At 39.4% G+C, this 12587-nt stretch carries 15 protein-coding genes and 1 pseudogene; 8 read left to right on the forward strand and 8 right to left on the reverse strand.

Annotated features, from left to right (window positions below; translation table 11 throughout):
• Positions 1 to 11: 11 nt before the first annotated feature.
• The 3 genes from PQ578_RS17395 to PQ578_RS17405 all read left to right on the forward strand — a co-directional run bounded on the left by PQ578_RS17395 (position 12) and on the right by PQ578_RS17405 (position 2386).
• Positions 12 to 521, forward strand: coding sequence for an antibiotic biosynthesis monooxygenase family protein (locus PQ578_RS17395; RefSeq protein ID WP_273835714.1), 510 nt, complete (start codon positions 12 to 14; stop codon positions 519 to 521).
• Positions 522 to 581: 60 nt separating this feature from the next.
• Positions 582 to 1340: a PRC-barrel domain-containing protein gene (locus PQ578_RS17400; RefSeq protein WP_273835715.1), complete on the forward strand. Its 759-nt coding sequence runs from the start codon at positions 582 to 584 to the stop codon at positions 1338 to 1340.
• A gap of 182 nt (positions 1341 to 1522) precedes the next feature.
• On the forward strand, positions 1523 to 2386 hold the full coding sequence (locus PQ578_RS17405; RefSeq protein ID WP_273835716.1) for a formate/nitrite transporter family protein: 864 nt from the start codon (positions 1523 to 1525) through the stop codon (positions 2384 to 2386).
• Between the two features lie 36 nt (positions 2387 to 2422).
• Here the strand turns inward: PQ578_RS17405 and PQ578_RS17410 are convergent.
• A pseudogene (locus tag PQ578_RS17410) lies at positions 2423 to 2719 on the reverse strand (ABC transporter permease); the annotation flags it as partial.
• 254 nt (positions 2720 to 2973) lie between these two features.
• Between PQ578_RS17410 and PQ578_RS17415 the strand changes: the two are divergent.
• Complete coding sequence (locus PQ578_RS17415; RefSeq protein WP_273835717.1) at positions 2974 to 3867, forward strand: diacylglycerol/lipid kinase family protein; 894 nt, start codon at positions 2974 to 2976, stop codon at positions 3865 to 3867.
• Here PQ578_RS17415 and PQ578_RS17420 read toward each other — a convergent pair.
• The 3 genes from PQ578_RS17420 to PQ578_RS17430 form a co-directional block, all read right to left on the reverse strand.
• Positions 3832 to 4578, reverse strand: a complete 747-nt coding sequence (locus PQ578_RS17420) for a phosphatase PAP2 family protein (protein WP_273835718.1) — start codon at positions 4576 to 4578, stop codon at positions 3832 to 3834. The genes PQ578_RS17415 and PQ578_RS17420 overlap by 36 nt on opposite strands.
• Positions 4579 to 4640: 62 nt before the next feature.
• Positions 4641 to 4988, reverse strand: coding sequence for a DUF3243 domain-containing protein (locus PQ578_RS17425; RefSeq protein ID WP_098446446.1), 348 nt, complete (start codon positions 4986 to 4988; stop codon positions 4641 to 4643).
• Between the two features lie 17 nt (positions 4989 to 5005).
• Positions 5006 to 5521, reverse strand: a complete 516-nt coding sequence (locus PQ578_RS17430) for a type 1 glutamine amidotransferase domain-containing protein (RefSeq protein ID WP_273835719.1) — start codon at positions 5519 to 5521, stop codon at positions 5006 to 5008.
• 182 nt (positions 5522 to 5703) lie between these two features.
• Here PQ578_RS17430 and PQ578_RS17435 point away from each other — a divergent pair, with 182 nt between their 5' ends.
• On the forward strand, positions 5704 to 6138 hold the full coding sequence (locus tag PQ578_RS17435; protein WP_273835720.1) for a ferritin-like domain-containing protein: 435 nt from the start codon (positions 5704 to 5706) through the stop codon (positions 6136 to 6138).
• A 77-nt stretch (positions 6139 to 6215) separates the two neighbouring features.
• Here PQ578_RS17435 and PQ578_RS17440 read toward each other — a convergent pair whose 3' ends face one another.
• Genes PQ578_RS17440 through PQ578_RS17450 form a run of 3 tightly spaced genes read right to left on the reverse strand, consistent with a single transcriptional unit; the run spans position 6216 to position 8945 of the window.
• The gene (locus PQ578_RS17440) at positions 6216 to 6953 is read right to left on the reverse strand and encodes an EcsC family protein (protein ID WP_273835721.1); all 738 of its coding nucleotides are present in this window, start codon (positions 6951 to 6953) and stop codon (positions 6216 to 6218) included.
• Between the two features lie 37 nt (positions 6954 to 6990).
• Positions 6991 to 8205 (reverse strand): ABC transporter permease, encoded by a 1215-nt coding sequence (locus PQ578_RS17445; protein WP_273835723.1) that lies wholly within the window; start codon positions 8203 to 8205, stop codon positions 6991 to 6993.
• A complete protein-coding gene (locus PQ578_RS17450) occupies positions 8205 to 8945 on the reverse strand; it encodes an ABC transporter ATP-binding protein (protein ID WP_273835725.1) in 741 nt (246 codons plus the stop codon). Before PQ578_RS17450 ends, PQ578_RS17445 begins: the two co-directional genes overlap by 1 nt.
• 318 nt (positions 8946 to 9263) lie before the next feature.
• On the opposite strand from PQ578_RS17450, the gene PQ578_RS17455 reads away from it, so the two are divergent.
• Positions 9264 to 9698 (forward strand): HIT family protein, encoded by a 435-nt coding sequence (locus PQ578_RS17455; RefSeq protein ID WP_273835727.1) that lies wholly within the window; start codon positions 9264 to 9266, stop codon positions 9696 to 9698.
• 28 nt (positions 9699 to 9726) lie between these two features.
• Here PQ578_RS17455 and PQ578_RS17460 read toward each other — a convergent pair whose 3' ends face one another.
• The gene (locus tag PQ578_RS17460) at positions 9727 to 10626 is read right to left on the reverse strand and encodes a hypothetical protein (protein ID WP_273835729.1); all 900 of its coding nucleotides are present in this window, start codon (positions 10624 to 10626) and stop codon (positions 9727 to 9729) included.
• A 196-nt stretch (positions 10627 to 10822) separates the two neighbouring features.
• On the opposite strand from PQ578_RS17460, the gene serC reads away from it, so the two are divergent.
• A complete protein-coding gene (serC, locus tag PQ578_RS17465; protein WP_273835730.1) occupies positions 10823 to 11911 on the forward strand; it encodes a 3-phosphoserine/phosphohydroxythreonine transaminase in 1089 nt (362 codons plus the stop codon).
• A 129-nt stretch (positions 11912 to 12040) separates the two neighbouring features.
• Positions 12041 to 12559, forward strand: coding sequence for a tryptophan transporter (locus tag PQ578_RS17470; RefSeq protein WP_273835731.1), 519 nt, complete (start codon positions 12041 to 12043; stop codon positions 12557 to 12559).
• Positions 12560 to 12587 lie beyond the last annotated feature (28 nt).

Here is a 12587-nt window from a genome sequence, read left to right on the forward strand (position 1 = left end):
GGATGGGTATGATGAATAGTTACGTTACATATGGAACTTACGATTATCTATTGAAACTAAAAGAAAAACACGAGGATGAGAATATTTTTCTCTTCACTAATCCAGATGGTGCTGCATTGTATCATGAAACAAATGGCACTACTTTTTTCAAGAACGCAAAAAAATATGAAGTTATCGACAGTAAAGGTGATGTACAAAACCCTGGATTTGTTGTGTTAAATCATATCCCTGTCGAAGAGAGTGAACGCGCTGTATTTGAAGATCGTTTTAAAAACAGAGCGGGCAAGGTTGAGAATGAACAGGGCTGTGAAGGAATCCGAATCTTACGTCCTGTGGCTAATGACACTTATGTAGTAGCAACATTCTGGGATAGTGAGGCATCTTTCAAGAGTTGGCAAACATCTGAAGCCTATGAAACAGCTCATAAAAACCGTCATACAAGTAAAGGTCTTCCTAAAACGATTTTCTCGGGTAAACCTTATCTAAAAACCTATCAAATAGAAAAACCAGAATCAGTTTAATCGCAAATAGATCTGGGTAACGGTTAATTAAAACGGATTTATGGTAGAGGAGTGAGCCTTATGCTAGTAAGCGAAAATGAAGTCTATAAATATGCAATCGATACAAAAGATGGAGAAAAAGGCATCTTAAAGGAACTTTATTTCGATGATGAACACTGGGCGATCCGCTATCTTGTCATTGACACACATAAATGGTTACCAGGTCGTAAGGTGTTGATTTCTCCTATCTCTATCGAACATACGAACCATGAAACTGAATCATTCTCCGTTTCACTTACTTCTCAAGAAGTAAGTGAAAGCCCTGATATCGATACAAACCAACCCATTTCTCGAAAACATGAAATGGACGTAAACCGCCATTTTAGCTGGCCCTACTATTGGGTAGGTACTGGTGCTTGGGGAAACGGCATGTATCCTAGACCATTTATGGCAGATGATTTACCTGATGCAAATTCATCACTACGCAGTTCCAATGAAGACGAGGAAAACCATCTGCGTAGCACGAAAGAAGTAGCAGGCTATCACATCCAAGCTACGGATGGTGAGATTGGTCATGTTAAAGATTTTATCTTTGACGAAGAAACGTGGCAGCTTCGTTATTTTATCGTTGATACAAAAAACTGGTTTTCAGGCAAAGAAGTTCTACTCTCAACCAAATGGATTCATGATATTAACTGGCAGGACCGCACGGTTATTGTAGATGTTACTAAAGAAGACATTGATCAAGCTCCAGAATATCGATTAAACGAACCGATTACACGTCGATTTGAAGAAGATCTTCATACCCATTATGGAAAAACTGGATACTGGAAATTTTAACCAAGGCGAGGTGGTCTTCCATCTCGCTTATTTTGACATAATCCGAGATCATTTCCCAGGGAATCTGAATAGTGGACAACCAACACGAGTTTTCAACAAATTCGCCTGTCACAAATCTGTTGGTTTATATTTCCTCACGAAAAGGGTACTTGTTGTAAAAGAGAAAAGATAGGAGCGTTTTTGTGGCAAATCCAAGTAAAAAACACAAAGAAGTAAAATATCCTGAAAGACAATTTTATTTTCCCGCACAAATCGTAGAAACATTTATTGCTAAAGGAGAATCTCATAGCGATCGTCCTCTTAACAGACAGTTCATACTGTCCATTTTAGCTGGAGCCTTCGTAACATTTGGTGCTATTTTCTCTGTCCTTATCGCGATGGGGGTAGAAACAGAAGGCGTTAGTAAACTTCTATCAGGCATCGGCTTCGTAACGGGGTATGCCATTGTCTTTATTTCAGGAGCTATTTTGTTTACAGAAGTAAATGTCCTCCTTCCCACCTATATTCTTCAAAGGAAGTTTTGGATTCCGAAAAACATATTAAAGTTCTGGGTCGTTTGTTACTTCGGTAACTTAATTGGTGCTTTGCTAGTGGGGACGCTTGTTGTGGCCTCCGGCTCATTAACCCCTGAGTTTTATTCAGAATTAACGACGTATACCGAACATAAAATGAAATTCTTATCTGATGGAACGTTAGGCTGGTTCCAAATTCTGCTCTCAGGAATTATCGCAAACTGGTTAATTGGAATGGCTGCATTTCTCGCCACTGCCGCTCGTGATTTAACTGGTAAAGTACTTGCAACCACACTCCCTGTCATTATTTTCGTAGCAGGGAATTTCCAGCATAGTGTCGCAAATATGGGTTATTTCAGTACCTCCTTTATCCATGGATCGGAATACTCCTGGATGGAATTCCTTTTCTTCAACCTGGTCCCCGCGAGTATCGGTAACTTAATCGGTGGTGGTGTTCTCGTAGCTTTAACGTTCACCTATGCTTTTAAAGAAGAAATCAATGAAGAACGACTGCCAAAAGAAGAAGCAGAATAAAATAAGGCAGCATGTCAATGGACATGCTGCCTTATTTTAATGAAAGAGACCGGACTTTCTAGATTTTTTCATCAGCTGATTGGTCTTTTTATTTAAGAGCTCTTTAAGAAATGCTCCTAACAGAAGAAAGACAATCGCAAACACTCCCAGAAAGAATAAATCTTCTTTTACGCGCGCCAAAACAATTCCTCCTACTGCTTCTCTCATCAAATCGACCGCGTAAGAAAACGGTAAGAATGGATGAATTTTCTGAAAGAATTCTGGTAAAAGCGCGACTGGATACGTTCCGCCAGAACCTGCAATTTGGAGAACAAGAAAGACGATAGCCATTGCCTAAGCTCCTACTAAAAAATATGTACCTACCTCTACTAGTATAGTTCCCCATTAAGAAAATTGTCATGAGTATGACCATGATTTAACCTCATATAACTTACTATTAAGATCATTTTCCTACGAAAATTATATGTTCACCCTAATCCTCCCCAAGTATTTTTGGTTCAATATACTATTTTAATCTCTGTATTTGAGTGTAGGTGCTAAGTGATAAGGGAATAAGAAAGAGAGATTACGTGAAAGGAGCCATAACATTGACACGTGTAGCCATTATTTTAAATCCTAAAGCAGGAAATGTTAAAATGGTCAATCAAATTGACCTGATACAAGAACGACTTCAAGAAAAATATGAACACGTTTCTCTTCACAAGACAGAACATGAAGGACACGGTGCTGAATTAGTAGAGGACTTGGCGGATGATGTCGACATTCTTATCGGGGCTGGTGGAGATGGTACCATCTATGAACTAGCAAATGCGATTTGTAAGAGGGAGAATCGTCCTATTTTCGGTGTGATTCCTGGTGGAACTTGTAATGACTTCTCTCGAGCGATTGGGATCAATCAAAATCCGATACAAGCTGTCGAACAGCTTTTAGAAGAAAACCGCTCCCTTATTGATGTTGGACGCTCTAATGACGAGTATTTCTTGAATTTCTGGGGGATTGGGTTAATCACGCAAACATCAGAAAACATTAATCCTGATACGAAAGAGGTTTTTGGAAGGCTTTCCTATTACATTAGTACAGCCCAAACCATTAATAATCCAGAACCTTTTCACCTTAAAGTAGAAGCCGATGAAACGAATTTTGAAGGCGAAGCGGTGATGATGATTGTGGGGAACGGTCCTTTTACAGGAGGCATTCAAGCATTCTTCCCTGAAAACAACCTGCAAGATGGAGAATTCGATGTATTAATCATTAAAGAGACGTCACTCCCTACTTTCTGGTCAATTTTTCAATCCAAAGTGTTCAAACAATCTCGATTTAACGAAGATATACTTCATTTCCAAACAAAGAACTTAAGTATAACGGCCAGTCCAGAACAAACAATCGACTGCGACGGAGAACGTTATTATACGACCCCGTCCACACTCGAAGTTCTACCAAAATACTTAACTGTTCTTACTGGAAAAAACTTTCCGAACTGATCCTAAACTGAAAGAGGAACGTTTCATCCAAAGAACCCACTCCAAAGAGAAGATACAAACAGATAGCCAGAGGGTACCGGCAGCATAGCCTGCTAGTACATCACTTGGATAATGAACCCCTAAATAGATTCGGCTAAATCCAATCATTAGAATAAATAGTAGTACAAGTAAGCCACTTATCCATTTTGTTGTCCTTCCTCTCTGGCTTCTTACAATTAAATATCCGATAAATCCGTAAAGTAAAAATGATCCCATTGCGTGACCGCTTGGAAAACTATACCCAACCGCATCATATGCAGCATCCACAGAAGGTCTTGATCGTGCAAAGAAATGTTTTAACACTTTCGTTAAGAGCCCGCCAGCCGCCTGGGCAATGATAAAAAAGAGAATACTCCATCCATCACGTTTCTTAAACCACAGTATAGCTACTGTTGTGATTGAAACAACTGTGATCCACCAGACTGATCCTAATTCCGTAATGATTTCAATCACGTTCATCAATCCATCAGACCTGATAGGGTCGATTGCCGATATGATCGATTGATCAAATTGAAGCGTTTCTTTTTCAAGTATTTCTTCCGCTAACTCTGAAAATAACATGATTGCTAATATAGCAACTAATAGGCCAAATGCATTTAAGAGAAGAGGTAACCAAACCTTTTTTTGTTTTAACGCTCCAGAAAGCGTACTAAAAAACTCATTTTTGTTCATATTCTTACGCCTTTCTTATTTAGACTTTTAAAAAAAGCCGCTGAACCAGCAGCGGCTTTTTCTTAGTTTTCTTTATTCAATACCATTCGAACGAGAAGATGAGCCAATTCGTGACGCTGTTCTTTATTGCCAACGAGCCAAAGTTCCTGAAGAAGTTTCTCTTCTCTATTTTTAGGCTCTTCCTTCGCGGCTAAGTAACCTGCTACTTTTTCTGCTGCCTGGGCCAATCTCTCTTCACTAAGTCCTAGTTTTTCTCCCAGCTCCACTCTTGTAGCAAGATAAGATTTAAACTGTTCGAAATTAGAAAGGATATCATCCATACGCTCGTCACTCATTCGATCTAACGTATCATCAACTTTATTTACGTTAAGCTCACTTTCTTTATTAACTAAATGATTTTTCTCAGTCATTACTTTCACTCCTTTAATCAGCTATCCATCACTGACAACGATTTTTCGATAAACGCTGGAATATCGTCAGGGTTTCGACTGCTCACGAGATTACCTCCACAAACGACAACCTCTTCATCAAATACGTTCGCTCCAGCATATTTTAAATCCGTTTGAATGGACTTGAACCCAGTAATGTTTCTTCCATTTAAAACTTCCGCTGAAATGAGTAGCTGTGGCCCATGACAAATAACGAGCGTTTTCTTATTCAAAAACATCATTTTCTTCGTAAATACAACAAATCGATCGTCTGCCCTTAGTTCATCTGGAGAAACCCCTCCAGGAATAAACAGAACATCAAACTCTTCAGGTTTGACATCGTCTATTCCCTTATCAGATGTAACTTTAGCCTCACCTTGTTTCCCAGTTAATTCTTGCCCTGCTTTCGAGCTAATAACGGTTAAAGAATGACCAGCGTTGTTAAACTGCTCTGCGGGTTTTGTATATTCTACATCCTCAAACATATCTGTCATTAATACAGCAATCTTACTCAAAATAAAACCTCCTAGATAAATGAAATAGTGTCATTGATATAATGAATATTACCCCTCCTAACATCCGTCAAACATTAATTCTATTCTCCCTAAATATTCTTTGGTTTATGTTTTATCGTGCCAATGTAAGGGTAAAATTAATATGGAACCAAAACAGTAACGATTTAGAAAGGATGTTTAAAATGGCAGACAAAAAACAGGAACTCATCGATGGACTAAATGTAGACCTTGCTAACGAATACGCTGCAAGTATTATGTATACTTATAATGCGGCAGTTGTATCTGGCTTATATCGTCAAACATTGAAACCATTCTTTGAAAGTGAAATCGCAGATGAACTGGGCCACGCTCTTTACCTTGCAGAAAAGATTAAAGTATTAGGCGGTACCCCTACTACTGCGCCAGCTGAAGTAAAACAGCTTACCGATGTAAAAGAAATGCTTATTGAAGCTCGCACAGCTGAGAAGGATACCATTGATCGTTATGAAAAGCGTAAAAAACAAGCTGAAGAACTTGGTTTTACTGAACTTGTTGTAAAGCTAGACGATATGATTGCGGACGAAACACATCACATGGAAGAAATGGATCGCATTCTTAGCGACGCACGATTCGAATAAACAACATCCTTACCTATCATCAATAAGGTTACAGACAGAAAAGAGCCAGCATGGATACCTCCAGCTGGCTCTTTTCTTTATGTTGTTTGGTTTTCTTCTTTGATCATCCGTGTCCGATAAGCATTGATTGCATTTTCACCTAGCCAATCAAGAAAGTGATAGTTCACGTAAGCTCCCACAATTGCCCCTACGCCGGGTACCATTTGAAGTAATTTAGGGAGATCAATATAATCTCGATACTCAAGCTGAAAAGTTTTCCAATCATGCTCTTCGTACTTTTTCCGAACGTCTATTTGACTAAGGCTCTCATCCCAACAAGAAATCTTCCGATAACTTTTTCTTCTAGTATCATCAGATGAAAAAGCGAGCTGAAAAATAGTTAGAATAAAAACCCTTTCTTCTATTTTTTTAGCATCATATCCATAAGTGCTAGCGAGGTCAAAGAGGAGTTTCATTTTAATCGATAAAAGCAACGGGAAATCAGCTAATCCTAATAGAATTCCTCCCGCTCCTGTACCAGCACCTTCAGTAGCAGCAATTCGTTTGTATTTACGTATCAATTCTTTCGCCTGTTGATCTCTCACTTGAAGTGATAGATTTTTTTTAGGTGGATGTACCGTATACGTACTTCCAACGAGTACCCCTTGCACCATCGTCTTTATACTATTTGTCACAATTGAATGAAGACGTTCTGGTATAACACCATTGATTCGATTTTGTATTCTTTTGGCTGATCGTGAAACCATAGAAGATTTCCTCGTGATTTTTCGTTCCCACGCTTCAAGTTCTTCCGATATTTCGCTTCGATATTCCATGCAACTAAACACCCTTTGCTTGTTCATTCCTAACGTTTTAAGAGACCGACCTTCTAACTACTGCTGCGCGAGATGTTGCAACAACAACGGCTGCACTACCTGCTAAAAGCACAGATAGAAATACGATCACATCAAGAGATAAAAGAAAAGAAAGAGCTGCAAATGTTACTGCTTGTGCACCCAATAAGCGAAGCAGCATAAGGCGAAACGCTTTTCCTTGTTCATGATCCGATACTGGATAAAGCTTTACCATGACATGTGCTTGATAATGAGGATAAAGCGTGCGTAACTGAGTGGCTGTCAGATAAATAATCAGAGCAGCACCAATCACTTTCCCAATTAAACCGGGCACAAAAGCAACTACTGCAAGACCTAGAAGCCACAATCTAAAATAAATGCCAAAATACTCGTTACTCCGAATAAAAGCTTTTTGATAAAGAGTAGCATAGACAGAATCAGATGGTAATAGCTTCTCACCCAGGCTACTTAACAATCGTCTTTGTTTAACTGATTGCTTCAATTTAGGAACATCTGTAAATAAGTTAGCCGTACGATAGAATTTCATACTTTGCTTTTCATCCATTGCAAGCAACTTCTCCCATTTGATCGCATATTTCCGTTGCAGAGGGAGAAACATCAAAAAGAAAGTGACGACGAATAGTACGGCAGATAGAGCGACATAGAACCATTGCGCCTGTATGAGCAATAAGTAGGTGAATATAATCGTTACAGCAAGTCTTGCCAGGATATAAACATTAGTCGAATGGTGAGCTGGCAGATGCAGCTCCATCCATTTCATGAGAACATTCGCGCCTTTTAATACAATCAGAACACAAATCACAAAAACATAATATCCAGTTCCAGCAGCCATTTCATGCTGATAGAGTGGTGCAAGGATCGTCATCACAACTACTGTTGTGAATACTTGAAGAGCAAAGCTATACATAAGTGATTTACGAAAATAACCTTGCAATCGATTCTCAGCAGGTAGCATAAAAACAAGATCTGCTTCGGATAAAAAGAAACGAAGTGGTGTACGAACAAGTATAAAAGCTGCAACGATGGTAATAACGGCCACACCTGGAAAGGATTCAGGTAGCACCTTTAGAATTTCACTGTAATAATACGCTCCAAAAATGAGAGCCAGAACAAGAGTGAACAAAAAGCTGCTGTTTCCAATTAGCCTGAAATACCGCATAGCAATGTTCCAGAAGGCTCCTGCCCTTTCTTTCCATAAGGTCTGTAGCTGCATCATTTTCCACTCCTGGTCGCTTCGATATAAATGTCATCAAGCGTTGCAGCGCCATTACCGATTTGATTTCGTAATTCTGCCATTGTTCCTGCCATAACAATTTGTCCATCATGCAAAATAATAAATCGATCGCAATATCTTTCAGCCGTTGAAAGGATATGGGTGGACATTAGCACTCCAGCCCCTTTATCTTTCATTTCAAGCATCATATCAAGAAATGATTGAATACCGATGGGATCTAACCCAACAAATGGCTCGTCGACGATATACAGGGATGGCTTTACTAGAAAGGCGCACATAATCATAACCTTCTGTCTCATTCCTTTAGAAAAATGCCCCGGAAACCATTTTTTCATATTCGTCATACGAAATTCCTGCAAAAGTGCTTCAGCTCTTTCTTTCCACTCTTCACCAAGTTCATAAGCCAATGCCGTTAACTGCAAATGCTCCCAAAGCGTTAATTCATCATATAATAGAGGCGTTTCGGGTATGTAGGAAAATTGTTTGCGATATCCGTCTTTATTATCAGCAAAAGTAGTCCCTCCCACTTTGATTTCACCATTCATTGGATCAAGCAATCCGAGAATATGTTTAATTGTTGTGCTTTTTCCAGCACCGTTAAGTCCGATCAATCCAACAATTTCATTTGAGTTTACACGTAGAGACACATCGTGAAGGACAGGCTTATTTGCCTGATACCCACCAGTAAGATGACTGACTTCTAAAATTGAATTATTCATAGCGTTCCTCTCATTTCATCATTTGCTTTTATTTTAACAAACTTTTATTTAGGGAGTGATAGACCGGAGTCATTGTTTTTCTTTCACTATCCACATCTTACCTTTTTCATAGAAGAGATGCTAGAAGAGTCCAAAAAACAAGGACATTGAATAGAATTCCTCTTTTAAGAGCATCCTTTTAAAGAGTGTGGCGTCTTCCCTTAATTAAGTTACACTCAGGGCTCTGCACCCCCGGCAGAGCCTTTTTTAGTTAGAGTCAATCGCATCAAATAAGAAAATTATGGTACGATAAATAAAAAGATTGAAAGGATGATACTTATGAGTCATTCACCAGATTGTATCTTTTGCAAAATTATTAATGGGGATATCCCTTCTGCCAAAGTTTACGAAAATGATGATGTGTTAGCTTTTCTCGACCTCACCCAGGTAACAGAAGGACACACCCTCGTTATCCCCAAAAAGCATAAACAAAACATCTATGAACTTGAGCCTGAAACGGCGTCGAAGCTCTTTGAAGCGGTCCCTGAGATTGCAAATGCTCTAAAAGCCAACTTTACCCCTGAAGGGATGAATATTCTTAATAACAATGAAGCCATTGCAGGACAATCTGTCTTCCATTACCATCTCCACCTGATTCCTCGCTACGGAAAAGGAGACGGATTTGGAGCTGTTTGGAAGACACATGAAGATGAGTACGATACAGAGAAGTTGCAGCGCCTAGCTGAAGGGATTCGTTCACAGCTATCTCAGTAAACCTTTCTCACCACTTGAAAAGAGACCGCTACGGTCTCTTTTTAATTTGGGAACGAGTCATTTCATTTAACGTATAAAAACCATTTGGTATTCCCCAATCAGGATGTTCAAATGTATGTTCCATTCCATTCAACATTGTAGATAATTTAGTACGTAAATCAGGATTCCACCTTAATTCATGTATGAATTCTTCACGATGGCCCCCGTAACCAAGCATTGCTTTCAATTCGTTTAATAAATCTGCTTGCCACATAGAAGGCAATTCAGATTCTCCCGGAATATCTTTAAATCGAACATAAGAGCCTTCTCTCAAAAAAGCATGTGGATAGTAATAAGCATATACTCGCTCAAATTGTTCGCCTGTTTTAAGCGTTAACTTTCCGTGAAGATGTTCTCGTAGCACATATCCACCTTCTGTCCTATTTAAAAGCTCGAGCTGTTCACGATCAACAAACGTTACCCAAACTTCTGTCTTTGCTCCAGGAACAGGGGCAATAACAGCAGGGAGCGCACCATATGGCGCAAGAAAAGCCCCCGCCACTACGTCCGTATCCTTTAATTCTGCTCGATAATATAGAATAAAGTCACTTAAATCAGGGTTAAGACTAAATTTATACCGAAGTTGAGCGAGACAAACATTTGATCCATAAGCCAGGAGGGGTATTCGCTCTTCTATTGGAGATAAACCTTCTGATAATAGAAGCTCCTCTACCGTAAATTGTTCTGAACTAGAAAAAGCTAATGATCCTGAAACATCCTCTCCTCTAGCATAATGAACAATTTGTTTTTCAACGGGTACGTGCTCACTTTCATCAATCCGATGTGCTTTTCCATTATGGTACAAAAACGACGAAGCTGGTCGTGGCCCGGGGTAAATATCTGGATGATCGTATGGTCCGATATGAGTTGGTTTGTTTTCGCGATACATTGCATAACACCACTTTCTTAACATTCACTTCTATATAGAATAGCAAAACACAAGCAGAGAGCAAATGCTTCTGCTTCAATCGAACGAAATATTCGAAAAGATTAGAAAAAACATAGCTACGCTGATTCTTTTAATGATAGGATGAGTACAAGTTTAATTGAAGCATCGCATTACATTGCTAAAGGAGTGTCGAATCGTGGAGCGTCGTTATAATTTTAATGCTGGTCCGTCTGCTTTACCGCAAGATGTGCTTAGTCATGCTCAATCAGAGCTTCTTAATTATCAGCAGCAAGGCATGTCAATTATGGAGTTTAGTCATCGTAGTAAAGAGTATCAGAGAATTCATGATGGAGCTAATGAACTCCTTAGAGAATTACTTGAGATTCCAGATGATTATGAAGTTCTTTTTCTTCAAGGCGGAGCGAGCCTGCAGTTCTCAATGATTCCGATGAATTTTCTTCATCAAGGTTATATGGCAAACTACTTGCTCACTGGAAGCTGGTCTCAAAAGGCCTTAACAGAAGCCCAAAAAATCGGGGAAACGTACATTGGGGGCAGTAGTAAAGAAGCGGATTTCAAACGTATACCCGATTTAAACGCACTAAAATATGGGGAGAATGATGCCTATGTTCACCTGACATCAAATAATACAATCCACGGGACGCAGTGGAAGAGCTTTCCTCAGCGTAAAGAGTCCACGTTTATTGCGGATATGTCGAGTGATATCTTGAGTCGCTCTCTTCCGATCGACCAATTCGGACTTATTTATGCTGGTGCCCAGAAAAATCTAGGACCAGCTGGCGTTACAGTTGTGATTTTGAAAAAGGATCTACTGAGTGAAATTCCAGATAATCTCCCTACCATGTTAGATTATCGTACTCATGTTGATAAAAAATCTCTTTATAACACTCCTCCATCCTTCGCTATCTATATGTTATCTCTCGTTCTAGAATGGACGAAGAAAAAGGGTGGTTTAAAAGAAATAGAGAAAATGAACGCCGAGAAAACAAAATTACTTTATACCACTATTGATGGTAGTAAAGGTTTTTATAGTGGAACAGCCGAGGCAGACAGTCGTTCCTCTATGAACGTAACCTTTACTCTTCCTAGTAAAGAGCTTGAAGATCTGTTTCTTAAAGAAGCGGAAGAAGAAGGGTTTGTAGGTCTAAAGGGCCACCGTTCTGTTGGTGGATGCCGAGCATCCATCTATAACGCCGTACCGCTTAATTCCGTTCAAGCCTTGAGCGATTTTATGCATACATTCCATCACAAACACAATATTTAACACTTTTCAATAGGAGCTTCGTTTGTTATGATATAAAAAATTAGATCTTTCGCAGCAGGCACATAGGGCACTGTTGGAGAGAATACCATCGAATGATGGAGAATGAGTTGAGAAGAGGAGAGATTTTTTATGAAAACGAAAAACTTAGTACTAATGGCGTTACTGCTTGGTATTGGAACGATTCTTCACGCGATTATTCCAGGGTTAATTTCAGGAATGAAAAACGATATGCTTCTAACAATGATGTTCCTAGGAATCTTGCTATTCCCTGAGCGTAAAAGCGTTCTAGTACTTGGTCTTGCAACTGGCGTTATTTCTACTGCAACAACTACCTTTCCTGGTGGACAGCTTGCAAACATGATCGATAAGCCCGTTACAGCATTTGCATTCTTTGGACTTTATCTTCTTGTTCAGCGTTTTGGACAGTCGCTAGTAACTGTTGGGATCTTAACAGCGATCGGAACAATGATTAGTGGCACTATTTTCCTTGGAGCTGCACTTGTTTTCACAGGACTACCTGGTGGTGCTGCATTTACAGGATTGTTTCTAACAGTCGTTCTTCCAACTGCTGCAGTAAACACCATCGCAATGGTACTAATCTTTCCAGTTGTTCAATCGATTCTTAAACGCACTAGTTTTGCTTTTTAAATCCAACAAAAATCCGGCCAAATTGGCC

Source organism: Guptibacillus sedimenti (assembly GCF_028610665.1).
GTDB lineage: Bacteria > Bacillota > Bacilli > Bacillales > Guptibacillaceae > Guptibacillus > Guptibacillus sedimenti.

Coding starts and splice junctions, on each gene's coding strand:
- PQ578_RS17470 (WP_273835731.1), top strand. CDS start 12,041: ATGAAAACGAAAAACTTAGTACTAATGGCGTTACTGCTTGGTATTGGA.
- PQ578_RS17395 (WP_273835714.1), top strand. CDS start 12: ATGAATAGTTACGTTACATATGGAACTTACGATTATCTATTGAAACTA.
- PQ578_RS17440 (WP_273835721.1), bottom strand. CDS start 6,953: ATGGAATATCGAAGCGAAATATCGGAAGAACTTGAAGCGTGGGAACGA.
- PQ578_RS17450 (WP_273835725.1), bottom strand. CDS start 8,945: ATGAATAATTCAATTTTAGAAGTCAGTCATCTTACTGGTGGGTATCAG.
- PQ578_RS17445 (WP_273835723.1), bottom strand. CDS start 8,205: ATGCAGCTACAGACCTTATGGAAAGAAAGGGCAGGAGCCTTCTGGAAC.
- PQ578_RS17420 (WP_273835718.1), bottom strand. CDS start 4,578: ATGAACAAAAATGAGTTTTTTAGTACGCTTTCTGGAGCGTTAAAACAA.
- PQ578_RS17460 (WP_273835729.1), bottom strand. CDS start 10,626: ATGTATCGCGAAAACAAACCAACTCATATCGGACCATACGATCATCCA.
- PQ578_RS17425 (WP_098446446.1), bottom strand. CDS start 4,988: ATGACTGAGAAAAATCATTTAGTTAATAAAGAAAGTGAGCTTAACGTA.
- PQ578_RS17400 (WP_273835715.1), top strand. CDS start 582: ATGCTAGTAAGCGAAAATGAAGTCTATAAATATGCAATCGATACAAAA.
- PQ578_RS17435 (WP_273835720.1), top strand. CDS start 5,704: ATGGCAGACAAAAAACAGGAACTCATCGATGGACTAAATGTAGACCTT.
- PQ578_RS17455 (WP_273835727.1), top strand. CDS start 9,264: ATGAGTCATTCACCAGATTGTATCTTTTGCAAAATTATTAATGGGGAT.